The sequence below is a fragment of the Tsukamurella ocularis genome (assembly GCF_965138335.1).
In the GTDB taxonomy this organism is placed as follows: domain Bacteria; phylum Actinomycetota; class Actinomycetes; order Mycobacteriales; family Mycobacteriaceae; genus Tsukamurella; species Tsukamurella ocularis_A.
Map to the genome: position 1 here is coordinate 1 of NZ_CBCSDV010000032.1, position 24,743 is coordinate 24,743.

11 protein-coding genes are annotated in these 24,743 nt (G+C 73.0%); 5 read left to right on the forward strand and 6 right to left on the reverse strand.

Annotated features, from left to right (window positions below):
* Nucleotides 1-30: 30 nt before the first annotated feature.
* Entirely contained in the window at nt 31-3,945 is a 3,915-nt protein-coding gene (locus tag ACNAYW_RS21125) for a molybdopterin-dependent oxidoreductase (RefSeq protein ID WP_415851603.1), read from the reverse strand.
* 131 nt (nt 3,946-4,076) lie between these two features.
* Here ACNAYW_RS21125 and ACNAYW_RS21130 point away from each other — a divergent pair, with 131 nt between their 5' ends.
* Nucleotides 4,077-4,295: a hypothetical protein gene (locus ACNAYW_RS21130; RefSeq protein WP_415851604.1), complete on the forward strand. Its 219-nt coding sequence runs from the start codon at nt 4,077-4,079 to the stop codon at nt 4,293-4,295.
* Nucleotides 4,296-4,317: 22 nt separating this feature from the next.
* Here ACNAYW_RS21130 and ACNAYW_RS21135 read toward each other — a convergent pair whose 3' ends face one another.
* From ACNAYW_RS21135 to ACNAYW_RS21150, 4 genes are read right to left on the reverse strand one after another with little or no spacing between them, the layout of a single operon-like run.
* On the reverse strand, nt 4,318-5,190 hold the full coding sequence (locus ACNAYW_RS21135) for an ABC transporter permease (protein ID WP_415851605.1): 873 nt from the start codon (nt 5,188-5,190) through the stop codon (nt 4,318-4,320).
* Nucleotides 5,190-6,551, reverse strand: a complete 1,362-nt coding sequence (locus ACNAYW_RS21140) for an ABC transporter ATP-binding protein (protein WP_415851606.1) — start codon at nt 6,549-6,551, stop codon at nt 5,190-5,192. The genes ACNAYW_RS21135 and ACNAYW_RS21140 overlap by 1 nt, the downstream gene beginning before the upstream one ends.
* Nucleotides 6,548-10,984: a non-ribosomal peptide synthetase gene (locus ACNAYW_RS21145; protein WP_415851607.1), complete on the reverse strand. Its 4,437-nt coding sequence runs from the start codon at nt 10,982-10,984 to the stop codon at nt 6,548-6,550. Before ACNAYW_RS21145 ends, ACNAYW_RS21140 begins: the two co-directional genes overlap by 4 nt.
* Nucleotides 10,981-16,464, reverse strand: coding sequence for a type I polyketide synthase (locus ACNAYW_RS21150; RefSeq protein ID WP_415851608.1), 5,484 nt, complete (start codon nt 16,462-16,464; stop codon nt 10,981-10,983). The genes ACNAYW_RS21145 and ACNAYW_RS21150 overlap by 4 nt, the downstream gene beginning before the upstream one ends.
* Before the next feature lie 384 nt (nt 16,465-16,848).
* Between ACNAYW_RS21150 and ettA the strand changes: the two genes are divergently transcribed.
* The 4 genes from ettA to ACNAYW_RS21170 all read left to right on the forward strand — a co-directional run bounded on the left by ettA (nt 16,849) and on the right by ACNAYW_RS21170 (nt 24,082).
* A complete protein-coding gene (ettA, locus tag ACNAYW_RS21155) occupies nt 16,849-18,522 on the forward strand; it encodes an energy-dependent translational throttle protein EttA (protein ID WP_415851609.1) in 1,674 nt (557 codons plus the stop codon).
* A gap of 193 nt (nt 18,523-18,715) precedes the next feature.
* Nucleotides 18,716-22,936, forward strand: a complete 4,221-nt coding sequence (locus ACNAYW_RS21160) for an NAD-glutamate dehydrogenase (RefSeq protein WP_415851610.1) — start codon at nt 18,716-18,718, stop codon at nt 22,934-22,936.
* 67 nt (nt 22,937-23,003) lie between these two features.
* On the forward strand, nt 23,004-23,441 hold the full coding sequence (locus ACNAYW_RS21165; RefSeq protein ID WP_415851631.1) for an acyl-CoA thioesterase: 438 nt from the start codon (nt 23,004-23,006) through the stop codon (nt 23,439-23,441).
* Entirely contained in the window at nt 23,438-24,082 is a 645-nt protein-coding gene (locus ACNAYW_RS21170; RefSeq protein WP_415851611.1) for a hypothetical protein, read from the forward strand. The genes ACNAYW_RS21165 and ACNAYW_RS21170 overlap by 4 nt, the downstream gene beginning before the upstream one ends.
* Here the strand turns inward: ACNAYW_RS21170 and ACNAYW_RS21175 are convergent.
* Complete coding sequence (locus tag ACNAYW_RS21175; protein ID WP_415851612.1) at nt 24,071-24,712, reverse strand: MerR family transcriptional regulator; 642 nt, start codon at nt 24,710-24,712, stop codon at nt 24,071-24,073. The two genes, ACNAYW_RS21170 and ACNAYW_RS21175, sit on opposite strands and share 12 nt — an antisense overlap.
* Nucleotides 24,713-24,743: the final 31 nt, after the last annotated feature.

Consider the following 24,743-nt stretch of genomic DNA (forward strand, 5'->3'; position numbering starts at 1 on the left):
GCCGCGTCGCAGGACGCGGCCGGGTCGGGGTCAGTAGACGTCACGCACGTATCTCCGTTCGGCGGACAGCGCCGCCAGGTAGGCGTCCGCACTCCGCGGGGCCATGTGGCCGTGTTCGGCGACGATACCGCGCAGGGCCTCGTCCACGTCGCGGGCCATGCGGGCCGCGTCCCCGCACACGTACACGTGCGCCCCGCGCCGGATCCAGTCCCACAGCTCGGCGGCCTGCTCGCGCATCCTGTCCTGCACGTACACCTTCCGGGGCGAGTCCCGGGAGAAGGCGGTGTCCAGCCGGGTGAGCACCCCGTCGGCGGCGAGGGCGTCGAGCTCGGTCCGGTAGTAGAAGTCGGTGGCCTCGTGCTGCTCGCCGAAGAACAGCCAGTTCGGTCCCGTCGCGCCGCTGCGTGCGCGGTCGTGCAGGAAGCCGCGGAAGGGAGCGATGCCCGTGCCGGGGCCGATCATGATCGCCGGTGCGTCGGCGTCCTCCGGCGGCAGGAAGCCGCGGGTCGGCTGCACGAAGACGTCCACCTCGCCGCCCGCGTCGAGGCCCGCGAGGTGCGTCGAACAGGTGCCGCCGCGGCGCCGTCCGTCGTGTTCGAAGCCCACCACGGAGACGGTGATCGAGACGCGGTCGGGATCCTCCCGCGGGCTCGACGAGATCGAGTACAGCCGCGGCGTCAGCGGTCGCAGCAGGGCCTCCCACTCGGCCGGCTCGGCCTCGACGGGGTGCGCGGCGAGCAGGTCGAGCAGTTGCCGGCCCCAGGCCCAATCGGCGAACGTCGTGGGCTCGTCGAGGACACCGCGCAGTTCGTCGCCCGCCTCGCACCGGTCCGCGACGAAGCGCAGGAGCTCCGGGGTGATCCGGGTCAGATCCTTGCGGTCCAGGTCCGGGGAGTCGCGGGACACTCCCGTGCGGGCGCAGAACTCCTCCACCACGGCGCCCGAGTTCACCGGCCAGATCCCGAGGGCGTCGCCGGCGCGGTAGGTGAGCGCGGCGGACGGGAGCGCGAAGGTGAAGCGGCGCACGTCCTTCGCCGACCCCTCGCCGGAGAGGGACTCGGACTGAAGCAGTCGGGTGCGCAGCGGGTTGGTCCGGGAGTGCCCCGTCGGCTCGGCCGCGGGCGGCCGCGGCGGTGCGGCATCCGGATCCAGCGCGGCCACCACGGCGGCGAGCCAGGCGGCGGCGGTGTCGGCGTAGTCGGGCTCGCAGGAGGCGCGAGGTGCCAGCCGGGTGGCCCCGAGGTGTTCGAGCCGGGCGTCCAGCTTGCGCGCGAAGCCGCAGAAGTCGGCGTACGACGGGTCGCCGAAGCCGAGCACGGAGAAGCGCAGATCGCCCAGTTCGCCGGGCTCCGCGGCGGCCAGCGCGTCCCACAGCGCGACGCCGTTGTCGGGGGCCTCGCCGTCGCCGGTCGTGGCGACCAGGAACAGCACCGTGCCGGAGAGTTGCGCGGGCGAGACCCGTTCGGCGCCGAGGACCGTCGCCGTCATGCCCGCGCCGCGCAGCGCCGTGGCGCAGTCGTCCGCGTAGGCCTCCGCGGTGCCCGTCTGGGACGCCCAGACCACGGTCGCCGTGGCCCCCGGGGCCCGCGCGTCAGCGGGGAGCGCGCCGTACACGCCGGCCAGGACGCCCTCGAGCCAGGCGCGGGCGGTCGGGGCGAGTGGCGCGTCGCCGGGCACCGTCGGCACGCCCGACGGTGGCGCGACGCTCAGGCCCGTGAGCAGGCCGCCGAGGAAGCCCGACGCCTCGGCGGTCAGCTCGCCCGGGCCGGAGGCGTACGGCGCGAGCGCCGCCGCGAGCGGGGACGCCGGAGTCTCGGCCGGGGCGGGCGGATCCGCCGGCACCGGCGTGAGAGCGACGGCGCTCACTTTGAACTCGGGCTGCAGGGACTCGGGGTCGACGGCGTCGTTGGTCACCGCGTTCACGGCCACATCCTCTCCGAAGGCGTCGGCGAAGTGCATGGGGGCGAAGCAGACTCCGGGGCGGACGGCGTCGTCCACGGCGACCGGCAGCGTCGCGCCGCCGCGCCGGCTGGAGACCCGCACCGACGCGCCGTCGGCGAGGCCGAGCCGCCCGGCGTCCTCGGGGTTGAGCTGGAGGAAGGGTGCGGGGTTGAGCCGGTTGAGCTTCGCGACGCGGCCCGTCTTGGTCATGGTGTGCCACTGGTGTGCGAGGCGCCCGGTCGTGAGGATCAGCGGATACTCGTCGTCGGGCAGCTCCGCGGGCGGCAGGTACGGCCGCGGGAGGAAGCGCGCCCGACCGGACGGGGTGGCGAAGACGGGGCCCCGCGCGGCGTGTGCGGGGTCGATGTACCGGATCGGGTTTCGGTCGGGCCCGCCCGGCGCGGCGGGCCACTGCACGGGTCCGCGGGCGAGGCGTGCGTGGTCGACGCCGCGCACGTCCCAACCGGTCCGCGGATTGTGAAAGACCTTGAGCTCGTCGAAGACCGCCGCGGCGTCGGGGTAGTCGAAGTCCGCGCCGTACCCGAGCTCGGCGGCGATGAGGCAGATCAGCTTCCAGTCGGGCAGGGCGTCGCCGGGCGGCGGCGTCGCGGCCGCGGTGCGGGTCAGGGAGCGCTCCGAGTTGACCATCACGCCGTCGGTCTCGGCCCACAGCGCCGCGGGGAGCACGACGTCGGCGTACGCGGCGGTCTCCGTGCCCGTGTAGGCGTCCTGCACGACCACCAGCTCCGCCGACCGAAGGGCGTCGATCACCGTGGAGCGGTTGGCCATCGACGCGACGGGGTTGCTGCAGATGATCCACGCCGCCTTCACCGACCCGCCCGCCAGCTCGCGGTACATCTCGACGGTGCCCTGCCCGGCCTCGGCGCGGATCGTGCCTTCGGGCAGGCCCCAGAGGGCCTCGGCGTGTGCTCGGTCGCCGTCGTCGAGGACGGAGCGCTGTCCCGGCAGACCCGGCCCCATGTACCCCATTTCGCGGCCGCCCATGGCGTTCGGCTGACCGGTGAGGCTGAAGGGACCCGCACCGGTGCGGCAGATCGCGCCGGTGGCGAGGTGCAGGTTGCACAGCGCGATCGTGTTCCAGGTGCCGTGGGTCGACTGGTTCAGGCCCATGGTCCACAGGCTCGTCCAGTTCGCGGCACCGCCGATGAGCTCGGCGGTGCGCTCGATATCGGCGGCGGCGAGGCCCGTGATCTCCGCGACACGGTCCACCGGGTAGTCCTCGAGAAAGGCGGGCATGGCGTCCCAGCCCTCCGTGTGGGCGGCGATGAAATCCGTGTCCAGCGCGTTCTTCTCGGTCAGTAGTCGGAGAAGGCCGTTGAGCAGCGCGAGGTCGGTGCCCGGCCGGACGGCCAGGTGCAGGTCGGCCTTCGCGGCCGTGGCGGTGCGGCGCGGGTCGACCACGACGAGCTTCGCGCCCGCCTTGACCCGGTCCATCATCCGCAGGAAGAGGATGGGGTGGCAGTCCGCCATGTTGGCGCCCATGACGAGGAAGACATCGGCGTGGTCGAGGTCGTCGTAGCTGCCGGGCGGGCCGTCGGAGCCCAGGGACTGCTTGTAGCCGGTGCCGGCGCTCGCCATGCACAGCCGCGAGTTGGATTCGATCCACTTCGTGCGCAGGAAGCCCTTGGCCAGCTTGGTCGCGAGGTACTGCGCCTCCAGTGTCATCTGCCCGCTCACGTACAGGGCGATAGCGTCGGGTCCGTGCTCGTCGCGGATGGCCCGTAGTCGCTCGCCGGTCGCCGTGATCGCGTCCGCGAGGCCGACGGGGCCGCGGGGCGCGTCCCGATCCGTGCGCAGCTCCGCGCGCGTCTGGCGGCCGCCGGCGGCGAGCAGATCGACGGTGGTGGTGCCCTTGGTGCACAGTCGGCCCCGGTTCGCCGGGTGGTCCTTCGTGCCGACGGAGCCGGTGACGGCACCGTCGCGCACCTGCAGGGTGAGGCCGCAGCCCACCCCGCAGTACCCGCACACCGTCTGCACATCCATGCCGCAACCGTGCCCGCGCGGTGTTTCCGGGTTCGGGCCGGATTGTTACGGCGACGTCACCGGCTGCGCTCGCACCCGGAGGCGGCGACGTGCGACGGGCTCGGACCACCGTCCCGTGTTTAGAATATGGAATGTTGATCGTGAAGATCATGGATTTCATCGGGAAGAGCCTCGTCGCGGCGTTCGTGATCGTGGTCGGGGTGGCGCTGGTCGTCGGCCTCGTCCTGCTCGTCGTCAACGGTTGGGCGGACTACTCGTTGCAGATCACCGTCCTGGCACTAGCGGCGTCGGTGCTCGTCGCGGGTGAACGGGTGGCGGGCGCGATCAGAGGGCGAGAGGATCGCCGCTAGCCCTGGCCCGATCATTCCCCGACTACCCGATCCTGCGGCCGATGCGCCACGCGCCGAGGAGGACGAAGACGAGGAACAGACCGGCGAACAACACCCAGATCGCCCACTCCGGGACCTGCGCGGACGCGATGTGGGGGATGAGTCCGTACTCCTCCTGGACCGTCGCGCGGGCCTCGTCGGAGGTGCCCACCAGGGCATCGAGCGGCGCGCGGGTGAAGGGCCCGCGCATCAGCGTCGCGGCCTGGTTCAGCGGGAGCAGATTCATGAACGTCACCACGCCGCTCGGCAGGGCGCCGACCGTGATGTAGGCGCCGGCGAGAAAGCCGCCCGCGGTCCCCACGATCGTCGCGACCGAGGTGAAGACGCCGGCGGAGCCGATGAACGTGACCACCAGGCTCCAGATCGCCGAGAACAGCAGGCAGAAGCCGACCAACTGCGCGAAGGCCTGGGCGAAGGCGCCCACCGAGAGCGCCGCGGAGTGGACGACGCCGAGGTAGACGTCCGCGAGCACGAACACCGTGGTGCTCAGCGCGACGGAGACCACGAAGGCGCCCAGGAGGTAACTCAGGATCATCTGGAGCCTGCTGATCGGGGAGACCAGGAAGTCTCGGAAGACGTTGCCCACCCTGTCGTTGACGAACACGACGAGCGCCGAAAGGCTGGTCGTCGCGGTGGTGATCATGACCAGGTTGGCGATCACCCAGGAGTAGACGAAGGCGTCCACGTCGTCCGCGCTCGCGGCGGGGAGCGACTTCTGCAGCGCGTCGGTCTGCACGCCGCCGAGGAAGGCGGAGAACAGCACGAACAGGATGATCGGTGAGAGCAGTGAGAAGAACACCGCCGCCGGATCGCGGAAGAAGACGACGACGTTGCGCCGGGTGAGATTCGCGAGCATCAGCGGCCACCGTTCCGGGTGATGGCCAGGAAGACGTCGTCCATCGTCCCGTGCCGGAACTCGAAATCGGCGATGTCGTGGTCGAAGTCGCGCAGCAGGGCCATGGCCTCCCGGCTCGACTCGACGGTGACCCGACGCTCGTTGCCGGCGCGCTGCGCGCGCGGGCCCACGACCTCGTCGAAGCGGCGGGGATCCCGCAGGGTGACCCGCAGTTCGTCCTTCGCGTGGGCGCTGCGCAGCTCCGTCGGCGTGCCGGCGGTGACGATCCGGCCGTGATCGATGATCGCGACGCGGTCGGCCCGCTCCGCCTCCTCCATGTAGTGCGTGGTGAGGAAGACGGTGAGCCGCAGCCGCTTCTGCAGGTCGAGGATGGTCGACCAGACGCGGTCGCGCGAGTCCGGATCCAACCCCGTCGTCGGTTCGTCGAGGAACAGGATGCGGGGCTGGTGGATCAGCGCCCGCGCGATGTCGGCGCGCCGTTTCTGCCCGCCCGAGAGGGCCTTGTACCGGCGCGTCAGGAACTCCTGGAGCCCGAGCAGCGACGACAGGCCCGCGATCCGCTCCTTCGCCGTCTTCGCGTCGATGCCGTAGAAGGTCGCGCGCAGCGCCAGGTTCTCCTGCACCGACAGCACCGGGTCCAACAGGGACTCCTGGAAGACGACGCCGATCGCGCGGCGGATGTCGAGGTCCTGCTTGCCCACCTCCAGGCCCGCGACGTGGATCGATCCGGACGTCAGGGATTTCAGCGTGGTGATGCAGCTGATCGTGGTCGACTTGCCCGCGCCGTTGGTGCCGAGGAAGGCGAAGGTGCTGCCGCCCGCGACGTCGAACGAGACGCCGTCCACGGCGCGCACGTCGCCGTAGCTCTTGACCAGGTTCCGCACGCTGATGACCGGCGGCGCACCGGGACCGGGGCCGGGCTTCGGGAGGCCGGCGGGTGCGGGGCGCCCCGGCGGGGGCGGCGGCACCACCGGGTTCTGCGTGGCCGGGTGCGGCGCGGCCGGGAGAGCCGGCGGGCGACCCGCCGCCTGCGAGGCCGGCACGCGCTCGGCCGGAGCCGCCGGAGCCGCCGGAGCCGGGGCGGCCTGGGCGGTCGGCGCGGACAGGTCCGAGGGAGCCGGGGGAGCCGGGCGTGTCGACGGAGCCGGGCGCGCGGACGGGGCCGAGGCGGCCGGTGACCGGGCGGGCAGCGCCGGACGGGAGACGGGCAGCGGCCGCGACGCGGTGACCGACGGGCGCGACGCCCGCGTGCGCACCGGGAGCGTGGCGGGAATGCCGGGCGGCACGGGCGTCCGCCGGCGCCGCTCGCGGAGCGTGGTGGTGGTCCGCTCCACCGGCCCGCGGGGGGAGGTGCCGCTCATGAGGCCGCGCTTTCCGGAAGCTCCAGGGACGACGGTGCGGGAAGGTAGCCGCAGTCGATGAACCACTCGAAGTAGCGGCGCAGCAGGGCGCCGTCGATCGGCGGGCACGCGATGCCGCTGCCGGCCAGGCCCTCCCGCACGTTCGCGTCGTCGAAGGTGGCATCGGGCATGTTGTCGAGCGGTGTCGCCGACAGGAACGGCGCCAGCGCCGCGGCGGTCTCGTCGCCGTCGCGCTCGGCCAGGTCCGCGGCGCGCTCGCACCACTGCCCGAAGGGCAGTTCCTCTCCGGCGTAGCCGAAGTCGGACATCCACCGCACCAGGTCCGGCACCGCGACGGTCTCGGGGGAGACCACGTGGAAGGTGCGACCCGCGAGTTCCTGCTGCCCGGCGAGGTGCGCGATCGCCCCGACCACGTAGTCGACGGGCGTGATGTCGGTCGCCATGTCCATCGTCGGGGCCGCACCGAGGGCGACGCCGAGCCGGATCGTCTGCCACAGGAAGTCCGACAGCTGGCACGCGCCGGTGCGGCTGTGGCCGGCAACGCGGCCCGTGCGGTAGACGTACGTCGGGACGCCGCGCGACCGTGCCTCGAAGACGAGTTGCTCGCCCACCCACTTGGACTGGGTGTAGCCGAAGGTGAACCGCGGGTCCTGGACGGGGCTGCGGTCGTCCTCGGCGAAGACGGTGTCCTGCGGGTAGGAGAAGCGGGAGAAGACGTACGTCGTCGAGACGAAGTGCACGGGCTTGACCGGGCCGTCGCAGGCCAGGGCGAGCACCTGGACCGTACCGGCGACGTTCGCGGACTTCAGCGTCGCGTACGGCCGCAGGAAGTTCACGTCGGCGCCGCAGTGCATGATGCCGTCGGCCGTGGCCGCCAGGTCCGCCCAGGCGGCGTCGCTCAGGCCGAGCCGCGGGCGGGTCAGGTCGCCCGGTACCGCGACGATCCGGCCCGCGTGGGCGTCGTCCCAGATCCCGTAGTCGCGCATCGTCGCGCGGATCCGGTCGAAGCCCTCCTCGGGTGAGCCGGCGCGGACCAGGCAGTGCATCGTGGCCGACGTCGTGGTCAGCAGCTCCGCGAGCAGGAACGAGCCGACGAAGCCCGTCGCACCCGTGACGAAGAGGTTCCGCGGGTCGGTCGCGCTCCGCACGGGGGCGCCCGGCGCGGGCCGGATGTGCTCCGGGAGCACCACCTCGTCGGCGAGGACCAGACTGCTCTCGAAGCCTGCGCCGCCCTGCTCGAGGATCGCCGCGAGCCGCTCGATCGTGAGCTCGCCGGCGAACAACGCCGGCAGCGGCACCACGCGCCCGAGCTTCTCCCGCACCCGGAACACGAGCTTGGTGGCGAGCAGTGAGTGCCCGCCCAGGAGGAAGAAGTCGTCGCGGACGCCCGGCGCCGTCCGCAGCGACAGCAGGTCGGTCCAGATGGCGGTGAGGTCGCGTTCCAGGTCGGTGCGGGCGGCGACGTGCTCCGTGCCGCTCGCGGCCGCGAGCGCGACGGGCGCGCCGCCGCGGGCAGCCAGGGCCTTGCGGTCGATCTTGCGGTTCGGCGTCAGAGGGAAGGCGTCGACGACCGCGAAGGCGCTCGGCACCATGTACGGCGGCAGGGTCTCCCGCAGGCCCGCGAGCAGGGCGCCCGTATCGCCCAACTGCTCGGCCGGGCACTCGAGGTAGGCGGTGACCGCGGCCCCGTCGGCGTCGACCGCGGCGATCGCCCGGACGCCGGGCAGGGCGGTCTCGAGGGCACTCTCGATCTCGCCCAGCTCGACGCGGAATCCGCGCACCTTCACCTGCGTGTCGATCCGGCCGCCGAAATCGATCCGCCCGTCGCGGAACCGGCGCACCAGGTCGCCCGTCCGGTACGCCCGCACCGGAACCGCGCCGGCCAGGGCCACGAACCGGTCGGCCGTCAGCTCGGGCCGATCGTGGTAGCCGAGGGTCACCCCGTCGCCGATGATGCACAGCTCGCCGAAGACGCCGTCGGGGACGGGCGCGGCGGTGGCGTCGGCGATCACGATCCCGGTGCCGCGGATCGGGTGCCCGATCGGGATCGCGCCCGTGGCGACGTCGGCGTCGGTGACCCGGTGCACCGTCGACCAGATGGTGGTCTCGGTGGGGCCGTACATGTTCCACAGTTCGTCGACGCGGGCGAGGAGCCGGCCGGCGAGCACGGCGGGCATCGCCTCGCCGCCGCACAGCGCCCGCAGCCCGCGCGTGCCGGACCATCCGGCGTCGAGCAGCAGGTGCCAGGTGGTCGGCGTGGCCTGCATGACGGTCACCGCGTGCTCCTCGAGCAGCGCCGCGAGGCGGTCGCCGTCGCGGGCGTCGTCACCGTCGGCGATCACGACGCGCGCCCCCGCGGCGAGCGGGAGCAGGAGCTCGAGGATCGCGATGTCGAACGACGGGCTGGTGACGGCCAGCAGCGTGTCCGCCGCCGTCATGCCCGGCTCGGCGCGCATCGCCTCGAGGAACGTGACGACGTTGCGGTGCGAGACCCGCACGCCCTTAGGACGTCCCGTGGACCCGGAGGTGTAGAGCATGTACGCCGTTCGGGTCGCGGGATCGCCGCCCGACGGTGCCGGGACCGGCCCGGCGGGCGCGTCGGCGACGTCGATCCACGGGAGGTCGAGGCCCGGCACTTCGGCCAGGTGTGCGGCGGAGGTGACGAGCGCGGGGATCCCCGCGTCGGCGCAGATGAATTCGAGGCGTTCGGCGGGGTAGGCGGGGTCGAGCGGCACGAAGGAGTAGCCGGCCCGCAGCGTCGCGAGCATGGCGACGACGACGTCCGCCGATCGCGGCAGCAGCAGCCCCACTGGCGTCTGCGGCGGGGCGTCGAGCCGTTCCGCGATCCGGGCCGCGAGGCGGCCGACGCGGGCCTCCAACGCGGCGTAGGTGATCCGCTCCGTCCCGACGACGATCGCCGTGCGGTCCGCGGCGCCGGCCGCCGCGGCAAGCACGTACTCGTCCAGCGCGGCGGTCGCCGGCTGAGCCGGCGGCGGTTCGATCGCGAGCGGCGCGGTCGAGAGGGGGAGTGTCGAGATCTCCCGTTCCCCGCGGGAACCGGGCCCGGTCAGTGCGTCGAGCACCGCGACGAAGCCGTCGATCAGCGCGTCGGCGGTCTCCTGGTCGAACAGATCGGCGGCGACGTCCAGGGTGCCCGTCATCGTCGTGGGCGTGGTGGTCACGTTGAGCAGCACGTCGAACTTCGCGCAGCCGTTGTACAGGTCGCGCATCGCCATCTCGGGCGCGCTGCGGTCCTCCTGCATGTTGAGGATCGCCTGGAACAGCGGCGGGCGGGCGGGATCGCGGCCGAGGTCGAGGGCCGACAGCACGCGGTCGAAGCGCGCGTCCTGATGCGCGAAGCCCTCGCGCACTTCCGCGTTCACCCGGGCGAGCAGGCCCTTGACGGTCGCGCCCTCGCCGAGGGTGACCGGCAGCGCGAGCGTGTTGAGGAACGGGCCGATCACGCGCTCGGTGCCGGGCCGGGAACGCTGCGCGACGGGGACGCCGATGACGACGCCGTCCTGCGCGGACCAGCGGGACAGGACCGTCGCGTACGCGCAGAGCACGGTGACGAACGGGGTGACGCCGTGCTCGGCGCTGAAGGTGCGGACGGCCGCGGCCCGTTCGGCGCTGAGTGCGAACTCCGTTCGACGGCCGCGGTATCCCTGGCGCGCCGGCCGGGGGTGATCCGTCGGCAGGGTCAGCGCGGCCGGCGCACCGTCGAGGCGCGCGGTCCAGTAGGCGATGTCCGCGGCGTCGGCGTCCACCTCCGCGTGCTCGCGCTCCCACAGCGCCACATCCGCGTACTGGAACGGAACCTCGGGGAGCTGCTGCAGCCGCCCGACCAGCCGGCCGGTCGCGAGTCGCCCGAGCTCGGCGAAGAGGATCCCGGTGGAGTAGCCGTCGGCCACCATGTGGTGCAGCGTGATCTGCACCCACGTGCCGCCGGAGGTGCTGCGCGCGAGCGTCGCCCGCAACAGCGGCTCCCGCGCGATGTCGAAGGGCGTCCGCGCGTCCTCGGCGAAACGCTCCCACATCCGTTCGTCGTCGATCCCGTCGAGGAAGGCGACCGCGGGCCGCTCCGCGGGGACGATCCGCGCCACCGGCTCGCCGTCCTCCATCCCGAACCGGGTGCGCAGCACCGGGTGCCGCTCGATCACCTCGGCCAGGCAGTCCGTGAAGACGTGCACCGGGACGTCGATCGGCAGCCGTGCGACGCCGGACATGACGTGCATGGCGGTGCCGGGGTGGAACTGCTCCAGGAACCACATGTTCTCCTGGGTCGCCGAGAGCCGGACGGCGTCGCCCTCGCGCACGCGCGCCGTGATCGGCGGCGTGGCCGGTGTGGCCGCCGGCGTCTTGCCCAGCCGGGCCAGCAGCGCGCGACGTTGCGCCGGGCTCAGTGCCGCGAGGCGGTCTTCGATCTCGGTCATCGGGGGCCTCCGGCGTTCGGTTCGGTGGTCTCGGACTGGGCGAGCAGGGCGGCGACCGCGTCGTCGTCCAGGTCCGCCAGCAGAGCGGCGAGGTCGTCGACCTCGGCATCGGGTTCGGCGTCGCCCGACGGGATGTCGAGGGTGGCGAGCAGCTCGGCGGCGATCGTCGCCACCGTCGCGCCGTCGAGGAGGAAGGCGATCGACGGGGCCGCGCGGAACTGCTGTTCCACCCGGATCCGCAGTTCGGTGGCGAGCATCGAGTCCACGCCGAGGCGGCCGAGCGGCTCGTCGTCGGGGATGTGCTCCTCCGCCATCCGCAGCACGCGCGAGACGGTGAGCCGCACCCCGTCGGTGGCGATCGGCGCCCGGTCCTCCGCGGTGGCGGCGCCGAGCCGCTCGAGGATCGATTCGCCCTCGTCGTCCCCGTCGTCCTCCCCGCGGCCCAAGTGGGCGACGAGGATCGGGGTGAGCGCGTAGCTCCCGATGACCGTGGGCCAGTGCGCGGAGACCACGCCCTGCTGCACCTCGCCCGAGCCGAGCAGCTCGGCGAGGAGCGTCATGCCCGTCTCGGGATCGATGAGATCGATCCCGCGCTGCCCGTACAGCTCCCGCAGCCCGAGGCTGGCGATCATGCCCGCGTCCCACGGACCCCAGTTGATCGACAGGGCCGGAAGGCCCTGCGCGCGACGGTAGTGGGCCAGCGAGTCGAGGAAGGCGTTGCCGGCGGCGTAGTTGCCCTGCCCGGGCGACGGGATCACCGCCGAGATCGACGAGAACAAGGTGAAGAAGTCGAGTGGCTCACCGGCGGTCGCCTCGTGCAGCGCCCAGCCGCCGAGCACCTTCGGGCGGACCACCCGCTCGACCTGCTCCGGGGTCATCCGCACCAGGATCTGATCGTCGACGGCGCCGGCGGAGTGGATGACCCCGCGCAGGGCCGGGACGCCCATCGCGTGCAGCCTGGCGATGCACTCGGTGAGGGCCCGCGCGTCCGTCACGTCGACGGCCGCCACGTGCACGGTCGCGCCCGCCGCCTCGGTGGCCCGGACCGCGGTCACGGCGTCGCGCTGCGCGGCGTCGGTGAGGGAGTCCCATTCGTCCCGCGGCGGCAGCCCGGAGCGGCTGGTCACGATCACGTGGCCCGCGCCGCGCTCCGCGAGCGCGACGAGCACGAGCCGGCCGAGCGCGCCGAGGCCGCCCGTGACGAGGTAGGCACCGTCGGGCCGCATCCGCGCGGGGATCCGCCCGCCGGACCGGGCCGACGGGTGGAGGCGCGCGACGAGCCGCGCGCCGTCCCGGAAGGCCACCTGGTCCTCGTCGCTGCCGGCGACGGTGAGCTCGTCGAACAGTAGGTCGGTGCTGCCGTCGCGGTCCTGCGGATCGAGATCCACCAGGCGGGCCTGCAGGCCGCTCAGTTCGTGGTGCAGTACCCGGCCCACGCCGAGCATCGAGGACTGCAGGAGCCCGGTCTCGGACACCCCTGCGACGGGCTGCGCACCGTCCGTGACCAGGAAGGTCGGCGCCGCGAGGCCGCGCTGCTCGAGCTCGGCCGCGAGGTGCATCACGGAGAGGACGGCGTCCTGCGCGGTCCACCGGAGCGGGTCGGCCGCGTCGGGCCGGGCGTCGAGCGACCACAGGTGGACGATGCCCCGCAGGCCACCGACCGGAACGGTCCGGTCCAGCGCGTCGGCCAGGGCGGTGCGGTCGGCCGGCGGTAGGGCACCGTCGGCGACGGCGCCCGCGCGGAGCAGGACGGGGGTGCCCCCGGCGGCCGAGAGCCGCTCGGCGAGGCGGTCCGCGAGACCCGTGCCGTCGGCGAGGAGCAGCCAGGCCCCCTCGGCGGAGGAGCGCTCGTGGTCGTCGGTCGGCTGCGGCTCCCAGGCCTGCTCGTACACCCAGTCGGTGCCCACCCGCTGCGGCGCCGCGCCGGCGTCGTCGAGGATCCGGACGGTGAAGCCCTCCACCTCGGCGAGCACGCGGCCGTGTTCGTCGGCGAGGACCACGTCGCCGCTGATCGTGGCGGGGTCGGGTGAGGTGCGGGCGGTGGCCCGCGCGACGACGGGCCCCTCGGGCCGGGCGTGGATCACCACCCGATCGACGCCGACGGGGATCAGCTTGGCGCCCTCGGCGCGCTGGAAGGCCAGCGGGAGGAGCAGTTGGAAGGCCGCGTCGAGGACGCTCGGCTCGAGGACCGGCGCGCGCTCCGCGACCGGCTCCGCGGCGACGTCGCGGATGCGGGCCGTCGCGACACCGTCGCCGACGGTCACGTCGTGCAGCAGGCGGTACGCGGGCCCGTACGCGAAGCCCGCGTCCCGGAAGCCCTCGTACAGTGCGTGTTCGGTGACCGTCGCGCCCGCGACCGGCCTGACGTCGAGGCGGGGCGCGACGGACGGCGCGGGGCGCAGTACGGCGGTCGCATGCCGGGCCCACCGGCCGGCCCCCGGCACCCTGCCGTGGATGGCGATCCGGCCGGAGTCGGCGTCGAGGCTCGTGTCGATGAGGTAGGTGCCGCCCCCGCCGTGCACGAGCGCCGTCTCGAACGCGACGTCGAGCAGCGTGCATGCGGTGGCGCCGTACTCGTCGCGCGCGACCTCCGCCGCGATCTCGAGGTACCCGGCACCGGGGAAGAGCGTGGCGCCGTGCACCACGTGGTCCGCGAGGGACCGCGGCGCGGTGCCGTCGAGCAGCCGCCGCCAGGACGGGAGGGCACCGTCGGAACGGTTGCCGAGGTAGGGCTCGACGGTGTCCGCCAGCCGCTCCCGGCGGCCGGCGTCGCCCTCGGACCAGTACCGGGCCGTCTGCCACGGGTACGCCGGCAGGGGCCGCATCGGCGCGCGGGGCGCGAGCGGGGAGAAGTCGACGTCGACGCCGCGCACCCACAGGTCGGCGAGTGCCGCGGCGAAGGACTCGGCGTCGTCGCCGTCGCGGCGCAGCGACGCGGTCGTCGTCACCGACCGCCCCCGGGCGGCGGCGACCTCGGCGATCGCCCGGCCCAGCACCGCGGTGGGGCCGATCTCCAGGAACGTCGCGGCGCCGTCGGCGAGCAGCACGTCCGCCGCGGCGCCGAACAGCACCGGGCGGCGGATGTTGCGCCACCAGTACTCGGCGTCGTGCGGCTGCGAGCCGTCGGCCGGGACCGGCGCGCCGGTCACCGTCGAGTAGAGCGGGATCGACGGTGCGCCGGGGTTGAGCCCGGCGAGGGCGGCCCGGACGTCCGCCTCGAGCGGGTCCATGGCGCGGCTGTGGTAGGGGACGTCGCCGGGGACGAGCCGCGCGAAGACGCCGTCGGCGCCGAGCCGTTCCGCGAGCGCCTTGAGCGCGGGGAGCGCCCCCACCAGCGCGACCGAATCCGGGCTGTTGATCGCGGCGAACTCGACCTCGCCGCGCGCGACCTCGGGCAGCTCGGCCGCGGCCGCCTCGCCGAGTGCGACGGCCAGCAGCCGGCCGCCCCCGCTCGCGGTGTGCTGGAGGCGGGCGCGGTGCACGATCACGGTGATGGCGTCCGCGAAGCTCAGGGCGCCCGCCTCGAGGGCGGCCGCGACCTCGCCGGCGCTGTGCCCCACGATGAGGTCGGGCCGGACGCCGAAGGACTCCCACAGCCTGGTCAGCGCGTACTGCACGCCGAAGTTCGCGATCTGCGCGACGACGGACTCGGCCATGCGGGAGTCCGCCTCGGGGGCCAGCAGCGCGGCGGTGAGCGACCAGCCGGTGAGCGGCGCGATCGCGGCGTCGCAGCGGTCGATCGCGGCGCGGAAGACGGTGTTGTGCTGCAGCAGGCCCCGGGCCATGCCCCACCACTGCGGGCCCATGCCGGTGTAGACGAAGGCGAGCGGACGGGCGTCGTCGAGCGCGGAACCGGACCGGGCGGCCTGGTGCGGGGTGCCGTCCGCGGCGGCGCGCAGCGCCTCCGCGGCCTCGGCGTCCGTGGTGGCCACCACCGCGAGCCGTGCTGCGCGGTGGGCGCTGCGCCGGTGCGCGAGCGCCCCGGCGAGCGGGACGGCACCGTCGGACTCGACGAGCCCGGCGTAGGCGCCCGCGAGCTGCGTGAGGGCGGGCTCGCTGCGCGCCGCGAGCGGCAGCACGACCGCGACGCCGTCGCGCACGGCGCCCCCGGTGGGCGCGCTCGGCACGGGGGTGTCGACGGGGACGGACTCGAGGATCGCGTGCGCGTTGGTGCCGCCGAAGCCGAACGAGTTGACGCCGGCCCGGAGGGTGCCCTCGGGGCGCAGGTCCGCCGGCTCGGTGGCGATCCGGATCCGCAGCTCGTCGAGGTCGATGGCCGGGTTGAGCGCGTCGAGGTGCAGATGCCGCGGTACCCGCCGGTGACCCAGCGCGAGCGCGGATTTGATGAACCCGACCACGCCCGCGGCGGCCTCGAGGTGCCCCAGGTTCGTCTTCACGGAGCCGATCACGAGCGGTCGGTCGGCGGGGCGGTCACCGCGGTAGACCTCGCCGAGCGCGTTGGCCTCGATCGGGTCGCCGACCGGCGTGCCGGTGCCGTGCGCCTCCACGTAGTCGACGGTGTCCGCGTCGACACCGGCGTTCGCGAGCGCGGCCTCGATGGCGCGCTTCTGGCTCTCGCCGTTCGGGACGGTGATGCCGTTCGTGCGCCCGTCCTGGCTGACGGCGGTGCCGAGGACCGTCGCGTAGATCCGGTCGCCGTCGGCGCGGGCCTGCGCGAGCGGCTTGAGCACGACGAGCGCGGCGCCCTCGCCCCGGACGTAGCCGTTGGCCGCCGCGTCGAAGGCGCGCGAGGTGCTGGTGGGGGAGAGGAAGCCGCCCGTCGATGCGGCCACCGTGAAGTTCGGGCTGAGCATCAGGTTGACGCCGCCGGCCACGGCGAGGTCGCTCTCGCCGTTCCAGATCGACTGGCACGCCAGGTGGATCGCGACGAGCGACGACGAGCACGCCGTGTCGACGGACATGCTCGGTCCGAGCAGGTCGAAGGCGTGGGAGAGGCGGTTGGACAGCATCGTCATCACGACGCCCGTCGCCGTGTGGGCGGCGACGGTCGGGGGCTCCGCGGCGGACGTGGAGAACTGCATCTGGCTGTAGTCGAGCGTGAAGCCGCCGGTGAAGACCGCGGTCTGCGAATGCTCCAGATCCTCGGCGCGCAGCCCGGCGTCCTCGAAGGACTCCCACGCGACCTCCAGCAGCAGTCGCTGCTGCGGGTCCATCGAGCTCGCCTCCACCGGGGAGATCCCGAAGAAGGCCGGATCGAACTCGTCGACCGGGTCGGTGAGGAAGCCGCCGCGGCGCACGCGGCTCTTACCCGGTGTGCGCTCGGACTCGTAGTACCGGTCCGTGCTCCAGCGATCGGCCGGGATGTCGACGATCGCGTCGCGCCCCTCGTCGAGCAGCGCCCAGAAGTCGGCGGCGGAGCGCACTCCACCCGGAAGGCGGCATCCGATCCCGACGACCGCGATCGGTTCGCGGTGCGTCCCGGCTCGATGCGCTCGCCCCTTGATGGCCTCGTCCCTCACGGCGATCCCCCTATCCCCTGGCCGAATACGATGCGACGGTCACTCCCCAGTCACCGTGCTGTCACTGTGTCGTTCGGTCCTTAAGGCCCACTTGTTACGCGCCAGTCGGTGCGGGGCGGCGTCGACGCGGGCGCGGACGGGTCCCGCGAGCCGGGCCCCGCCGACGTCCGATCGAGCGTCGTCGCACGAGTAGACCCCGGCGCCGGGGCGCCGCGCGCGAGTGGCCGACTACTCGAATCCGCCCGCGGGCGCTACCCGGGCGCCCGCCGATTCCGCGCACTCGCGCCCGGTCCGGTGCCCGCCCGCGGGCGCCGGTCGGTAGGCTGGAGTCGTTTGCCCCCGGCACACCGGTGGGTCGTTTTCGCGTGAGAGCAGGCAGGGACTGTGGCTGAATTCATTTACACGATGAAGAAGGTGCGTAAGGCGCACGGCGACAAGGTCATCCTCGATGACGTGACGATGTCGTTCTACCCGGGCGCGAAGATCGGCGTGGTCGGTCCGAACGGCGCCGGCAAGTCGTCGATCCTCAAGATCATGGCCGGCCTGGACCAGCCCTCGAACGGCGAGGCCTTCCTGGACCCGGAGGCCACCGTCGGCATCCTGATGCAGGAGCCGAAGCTCGACGAGACCAAGACGGTCAAGGAGAACGTCGAGGACGGCCTCGGCCAGACCATGGTCAACCTGCGTCGCTACAACGAGGTCGCCGAGCTGATGGCCACCGATTACACCGACGAGCTCATGGAGGAGATGGGCAAGCTGCAGGAGCAGCTCGACGCCGTCGACGCCTGGGAGGTCGATTCGCAGATCGAGCAGGCGATGGACGCGCTGCGCTGCCCGCCGGGCGACTCGACCGTGGAGAACCTCTCCGGCGGTGAGAAGCGCCGCGTCGCGCTGTGCAAGCTGCTGCTGAGCAAGCCCGACCTGCTTCTGCTCGACGAGCCCACCAACCACCTCGACGCCGAGTCGGTGCTGTGGCTCGAGCAGCACCTCGCGAGCTACCCGGGTGCCGTCCTGGCCGTGACCCACGACCGGTACTTCCTGGATCACGTCGCGCAGTGGATCTGTGAGGTCGACCGCGGCAAGCTGCACCCCTACGAGGGCAACTACTCCACCTACCTGGAGAAGAAGGCCGAGCGCCTCGAGGTGCAGGGCAAGAAGGACCAGAAGCTGCAGAAGCGCCTCAAGGAGGAGCTCGCCTGGGTCCGCTCCGGCGCCAAGGCCCGCCAGACGAAGAACAAGGCCCGCCTGGAGCGCTACGACGAGATGGCGGCCGAGGCCGAGAAGCACCGCAAGCTCGACTTCGAGGAGATCCAGATCCCCACGCCGCCGCGGCTGGGCAACGTGGTGGTCGAGGTCTCGAACCTCGACAAGGGCTTCGACGGCCGCGTCCTCATCAAGGACCTGAGCTTCACCCTGCCGCGCAACGGCATCGTCGGCGTGATCGGCCCCAACGGCGTCGGCAAGACCACGCTGTTCAAGACCATCGTCGGGCTCGAGGAGCCCGATTCGGGCGAGGTGAAGGTGGGCGAGACGGTCAAGCTCAGCTACGTCGACCAGAACCGCGCCAACATCGACCCGAAGAAGACGGTCTTCGAGGTGGTCTCCGACGGCCTCGACTACATCACCGTCGGCCAGAACGAGATGCCCTCGCGCGCCTACGTCAGCGCGTTCGGCTTCAAGGGCCCGGACCAGCAGAAGCCCTCGGAGGTGCTCTCCGGTGGCGAGCGCAACCGGCTCAACCTGGCGCTGACCCTCAAGGAGGGCGGCAACCTGATCCTCCTCGACGAGCCGACCAACGACCTGGACGTGGAGACCCTGTCCAGCCTGGAGAACGCGCTGCAGCAGTTCCCCGGCTGCGCCGTGGTGATCTCCCACGACCGGTGGTTCCTCGACCGGACCTGCACGCACATCCTGGCGTGGGAGGGCAACGTCTCCGAGGGGCAGTGGTTCTGGTTCGAGGGCAACTTCGAGGCCTACGAGGCGAACAAGATCGAGCGCCTCGGCGCCGAGGCCGCCCGCCCGCACTCGGTGACGCACCGCAAGCTCACGCGCGACTGATCCCGGTCCGCAGAACGTCGACGCCCCCGGCCCGTGCCGGGGGCGTCGTCGTTCATTACTCGCCCGTAGCCCCCACCCCCGCCGTAGTGTGGTGCCCGGAGCTCACTGGCTCCGTCACACCTTGGCAACGGCGCCGCGTGCTGACCCCGCATTTGGCGTGCCGCTGCCACGACCCCGCAGGAGGAGCACGCCCGTGGCGCAGTCCGCGATCGATCCGTCCGTCTTCACTCGCGTCGCGTCCGTCGTGGCCGCGCAGCCGCCCGGAAGGTCACCGTCGGACTTCGTGACCTGGCTGTCGGAGGACAACGCCCGGATCCTGGGATCCCGGGTCGACGGTGCCGGCACCGGCGTCCTCGCCGAACCCGACGCGAAGCTGCTGGCCGTCATCGACGCGATGCCCGCCCCCGAGCCCGGCGCGATCGCCGTGGTGGAGCTGGCGCAGCCGCTCGGCGATGCGGCCGGCTCGCCCTTCCTGCTGGCCGCTGCGCCCGCGGACGGCGGCCCGGTGGAGCTGTTCGCGATGGCGCTGACCGTGCTCGGCCTGCACCACAACGTCTTCGGCATCCCCATGGTCGGCGCGAAGATCGAGCGCGTGCTGGCCCGCATCGGCGTGGACCGGACGGACCCGGTCAATCAGCGCCTCATGGAGTACATCCAGACCTACCCCCGCCTGCGGCTCGTCGTCGCCGATGAGGACGAGCTCGCCCGCGTCTTCGGCGCCCTGCGCGACCTCGGCGACGACGACCTCGCGCTGTTCCTGCGCACCGACAAGCTCGCCCGGTTCGCGCGCGCGCTCGTGTACCTGCCCCGCGACCGGTACACCTCGCGGGCGCGCGGAGTGCTCATCGACGTGCTCGAGGACGAGACGGGCATGCACGTGGACCGGTTCACCGCCCGCGTCACCGAGTCGGCGATCGCGCGGATCCAGTTCGTGCTCCTGCCCCGCGGCGACGACACGGTGCCCGTCTTCCAGGCCGCCGACGAGGCCCGGATCCGGGCACGGCTCGGCGATGTGAGCCGGACCTGGGACGAGGACGTGCTCTCGGCCGCCGCGGCCGCGGGCGCCGACGCCGCCACCGTCGCCGCCTACCTGCCCGGCATCTCGCCGAACTACAAGGAGGACCAGACCCCGGAGGTGGCGCTGCTCGACATCCGGCGGATCGACGCGCTGCCCGCGCAGGGCAGCGACCTGGTCTTCTACGATCCGCCGCAGGGGCGCGGCGCCAACCTCGGCTTCACCATGTACATGACCGGCGGGCAGGTCACGCTCTCGCAGGTGCTGCCCGTGCTGCAGTCCCTGGGGGTCGACGTGCTCGACGAGCGGCCCTACACCGTCCGCCGGCCCGACGGTGCGCTGTGCTCGGTCTACGACTTCGGGTTGCGGGTCTCGCCCGTGCTGCGCGCGACCGCGGCCGAGGGCGTCTCCGAGGCCGACCTCCCGGCGCACCTGGCGCAGCTGCGGGGGTTGGCCGGCGAGGGCGCGGCCGCGGTGTGGCGCGGCGAGGCCGAGGTCGACCGGTTCAACGAGCTGATCTTCGCCTTCGGCCTGGACTGGCGGCGGGTGGCGCTGCTGCGCGCGATCGGCCAGTACCTGCGGCAGTGCGGCTTCGCCTACAGCCCCGGTCATATGGCGCAGGTGCTGCTCGAGCATCGCGATGCGGTCCTCGCACTCGGCCGGTTGTGGACGGCGACCTTCGACCCGATCGCCGCGGACGCCGACGCGGCGGAAGCCGCGGAGGCCGACCTCACGGCGGCGTTCGCGGCCGTCACCAGCCTCGACGCCGATCGGATCCTGCGGGCCTACCTGCACGTCGTGCAGGCGACGGTGCGCACCAACTTCTACGCCGACAAGCCGGTGATCTCCATCAAGCTGGAGCCCGGCCGCATCCCCGAGGCGCCCAAGCCGCGCCCGCGGTTCGAGATCTTCGTGTACTCGCCGCGCGTCGAGGGCGTGCACCTGCGCTTCGGCATGGTCGCCCGCGGCGGGCTGCGCTGGTCGGACCGGCGGGAGGACTTCCGCACGGAGATCCTCGGCCTGGTCAAGGCCCAGGCCGTGAAGAACGCCGTCATCGTGCCCGTGGGCGCCAAGGGCGGCTTCGTCGTCAAGCAGCCGCCGGAGCTCACCGGCGACGGCGCCGCGGACCGCGACGCCCAGCGCGCCGAGGGCGTCGCGTGCTACCGCATGTTCATCTCCGGCCTGCTCGACGTGACCGACAACCTCGGCCCCGACGGCGCGGTGCTCCCGCCCGAGCGGGTGGTGCGCCGCGACGCCGACGACACCTACCTGGTGGTCGCCGCGGACAAGGGCACCGCGTCCTTCTCCGACATCGCCAACGACGTCGCCGCCGGTTACGGCTTCTGGCTCGGCGACGCCTTCGCCTCCGGCGGCTCGGAGGGATACGACCACAAGGGCATGGGCATCACCGCCCGCGGCGCCTGGGAATCGGTGAAGAAGCACTTCCAGGAGATGGGCGTCGACACCCAGGCGGAGGACTTCACCGCGGTCGGCGTGGGCGACATGAGCGGCGACGTCTTCGGCAACGGCATGCTGCTCTCGGAGCACATCCGGCTGGTCGCGGCGTTCGACCACCGCGACATCTTCCTCGACCCGAACCCCGACGCGGCTATCGGCTTCGGCGAGCGACAGCGCCTGTTCGACCTGCCCCGCTCCTCGTGGAAGGACTACGACGCCACCAAGATCAGCGAGGGCGGCGGTGTCTTCAGCCGCGACCAGAAGTCGGTGCCGATCAGCCCGCAGGTCCGATCGGCGCTCGGCCTCGCCGACGACGTCACCGAGATGACGCCGCCGGAACTCATGCAGGCGGTCCTGCTGGCCCCCGTCGATCTGCTGTGGAACGGCGGCATCGGCACCTACATCAAGGCGTCCACCGAGACGAACCTGGACGTGGGCGACCGCGCCAACGACGCGATCCGCGTCGACGGACAGCAGGTGCGCGCCAAGGTGATCGGCGAGGGCGGCAACCTCGGCGTCACCCCGCTCGGCCGCATCGAGTTCGATCGCAGCGGCGGCCGCATCAACACCGACGCCATGGACAACTCCGCGGGCGTGGACTGCTCGGACCACGAGGTCAACATCAAGATCCTGCTGGACCGGCAGATCGCGGCCGGCGCGATCGCCGCGGACGAGCGGCACGACCTGCTGGTCTCGATGACCGACGACGTCTCGCGGCTGGTGCTCGCCGATAACGTCTCGCAGAACACCGCGCTGTCGGTGGAACGCTCGCTCGCCCCGAAGATGGTCGACGTGCACGCGCGGATCCTGGCGGACCTGTCCCGCAATCGCGGCGTCGACCTGCGCCTGGAGGCGCTGCCGACGCGCAAGGAGACCGACCGGCTGCAGGCCGCGGGGCTGGGCCTCAGCTCGCCGGAGCTGTCGAACCTCATGGCCCACGTGAAGCTGGCCGTGAAGGACGACGTGCTCTCCGGTGACCTGCCGGACAACGACGTGCTCGTCGCCAAGCTGCCCGAGTACTTCCCGGACCACCTCCGGGAGCGCGCGGGCGACGCCGTCTTCGCGCACCCGCTGCGCCGCGAGATCGTCGCCACGCAGACGGTGAACGAGATGGTCGACAACGCGGGCGTCAGCTTCGTCTACCGCCTCGCGGAGGAGACCGGCGCCGGCGCCTCCGACGCCGTGCGCGCGTTCGTCGCGGTGAGCCGCGTCTTCGACCTGCCCCGCACCTGGGCGGAGCTCAAGGCGATCCCCGTCTCGGCGAGCGAGACCGCGGCGCTGCTCGCGGAGAGCCGCCGCGTGCTCGACCGCGGCGCCCGGTGGATGCTCACCAACCGGCCCCAGCCGATCGCGATCGGCGCCGAGGTCAACCGCTACGCGGACCGGATCGCCGCGCTCTCGGCCGCGATGGGCTCCTGGGACCTCCGGTACGACCGGCACGCCTGTGCGTCGTCCGAGCGCGCGATCGCCGCGGGGGTGCCGGAGGAGCTCGCGTACACCGTGGGTCGGGCGCTGTACCGGTTCAGCCTGCTCGACGTCGTGGACATCGCGGACATCGCCGAGCGGGAGGACGACGAGGTCGGGCAGTTGTACTTCGCCCTCATGCAGCGCCTGCGCGTCGACGAGATGCTCGCGGCCGTCGCCGAGCTGCCGCGCGGCGACCGGTGGAGCGAGATGGCGCGGCTCGCGCTCCGCGACGACCTCTACGGCGCGCTGCGTGGGCTGACGGTCGAGGTGCTCAACTTCACCGATCCCACCGAGCCGGCCACGCAGAAGATCGGCGACTGGGCCTCGCACAACGCGCGTCGGCTCGAGCGCGTCGGCGCGCTGCTCGGCGAGATCCTCGATCCCGCCGACGGGAACAGCGCGATCGTGAGCGACGAGTCGCGGCTCTCCGTCGCGACCCGGGCGCTGCGGTCGCTGCTGCGCCACGTGGGGTAGGCCCTGCGCGGTCCGCTAGCGTGGTGTCGTGACCGATTACAGCTTCACCGCGGCGGGCGTCACGGGAGTGCGCGCCGTCTCCGACGACGGCGTCGCGAGCCTGACCGTGCCGGTGGACGTGCGCTGGTCCGATATGGACGTCTACCAGCACATCAACAACGCCCGCATGGTGACGCTGCTCGAGGAGGCGCGGATCCCGCTGCTCTTCGCGCCGGACGCGCCGACCCGCGACCTGCTCGACGGGCTGTTGCTGGCCACGCTCGAGGTCGAGTACCGCGGGCAGCTGCGGCATCAGGACTCTCCGCTGGGGATCACGCTGTGGACCTCCGCGGTGCGGGCGGCCGACTTCGTGGTGCACCACGAGGTCCGGCCCGCCGGCGCCGCACTCGACACCGCGCCCGCCGTGGTCGCGAAGGTGCGGCTCGCCGCCTTCGACGTCGCGGAGCAGCGTGTGCGCCGCCTGTCGGGGGAGCAGCGCGACTACCTGAAGTCGTTCGCGCGGTGAGCGATCGACGGTTGACGGTGGCCGGTGCGGGCCCGCGCTCGAACCTCGCGGCCTTCGTCACCCGCCTGCTCCGCACCGACGACTCCGCCGTGATCCGGGTGCGCCGGCGCGATGACGAGCACGTCGAGGTGTGGGGCCGTACAGGATTCGGCGTGCTCGCGGTCCGGGTGCTCACCGGTGCGGTCGCGCCGGAGTCGCTGGTGTGCAGCGCCGCCACGGTGCTCGACTCGGTGCGCCTCGCGCCGTCCGACGAGGGCGGCTACGTGGACGTGGGCTTCGCCCTGGACTCCGCGTGGCGCGGCGCGCTACCGCCCGCGACGGGCTTCGCACACGTGGACGACGTGCCCGCGCGGGCCCTGCGCGCGGTCGCGGAGCGGGGCGTCGAGGTGGGCCGCGAGGCGGGCGGCCCGGCGGGCCCTCCCGCCTCGCTGCTGGACTCCGAGGTGGTCAGCGTGAGTGCGGACGGAACCACCGTGCCGCTCAGCCTGCGGACCGCGTTCGCCCTGGAGGCCATGGGATTCGCCGCCGACGGCGCCGACGAGCCGGTCCGGGTCTCGGCGTCGGCGACATGGGTGCGCGTCGACGCGCGCTTCGGCTCGCTGTACCAGCGCCGTGAGGCGGGCCCGGGGCTACTGGTCTGAATCCCGGTCCGAGCGCTTGGCCTCCTCGTAGAGCACGGCGGTCCGGTTCTGCTGCGCGAGCCGGCGCAGGGTCTGCAGCACCTTGTCCGAGAGGACGGTGCCGACGATCGCCGTCCGCAGCGCCTGCGCATCGTCCTCGGTGAGGGTGTCGAGGTCGGACGCCGCCACGATCTCCGCGGCGTCCGCCCAGCGTTCCAGGGTCTCGCGGCCGCCCACGTCGCAGGTGTCGGCGAGCGCCTTGAGCTGCGCACCGAGCTGGGGTAGCAGCACGTCGCCGTCCTCGATCCGCCACCCCCGTCCCTCGACGAACGCCTGTGCGGCCGCGGTCCAGTCGGCGTCCGCCTCGAACCGTTCCGCGTCCATGAGCGCCTCCTGCGCGACCCCGAGCAGCTCGTGGCGCGGCACCGTCGGGCTGTCGAGGGCGTCGATGACGCGCCGGACCTGCGCGAGGGAGAGGCCGCCGGATTCGACCAGCGCGCGGATGAGGCGGACCCGCTCGACGTGCGCGGGGCCGTAGTCGGACTGGGTCCTGGTGACCGGCTCGCCGGGCGCGAGCAGTGACTCCCGCAGGTAGTACTTGAGCGAGGCGGTGCTCACGCCGGTCTCCGTGGAGAGTTCCGACAATTTCATCCCTCGATCTTGACACGGGATAGCTTCACTC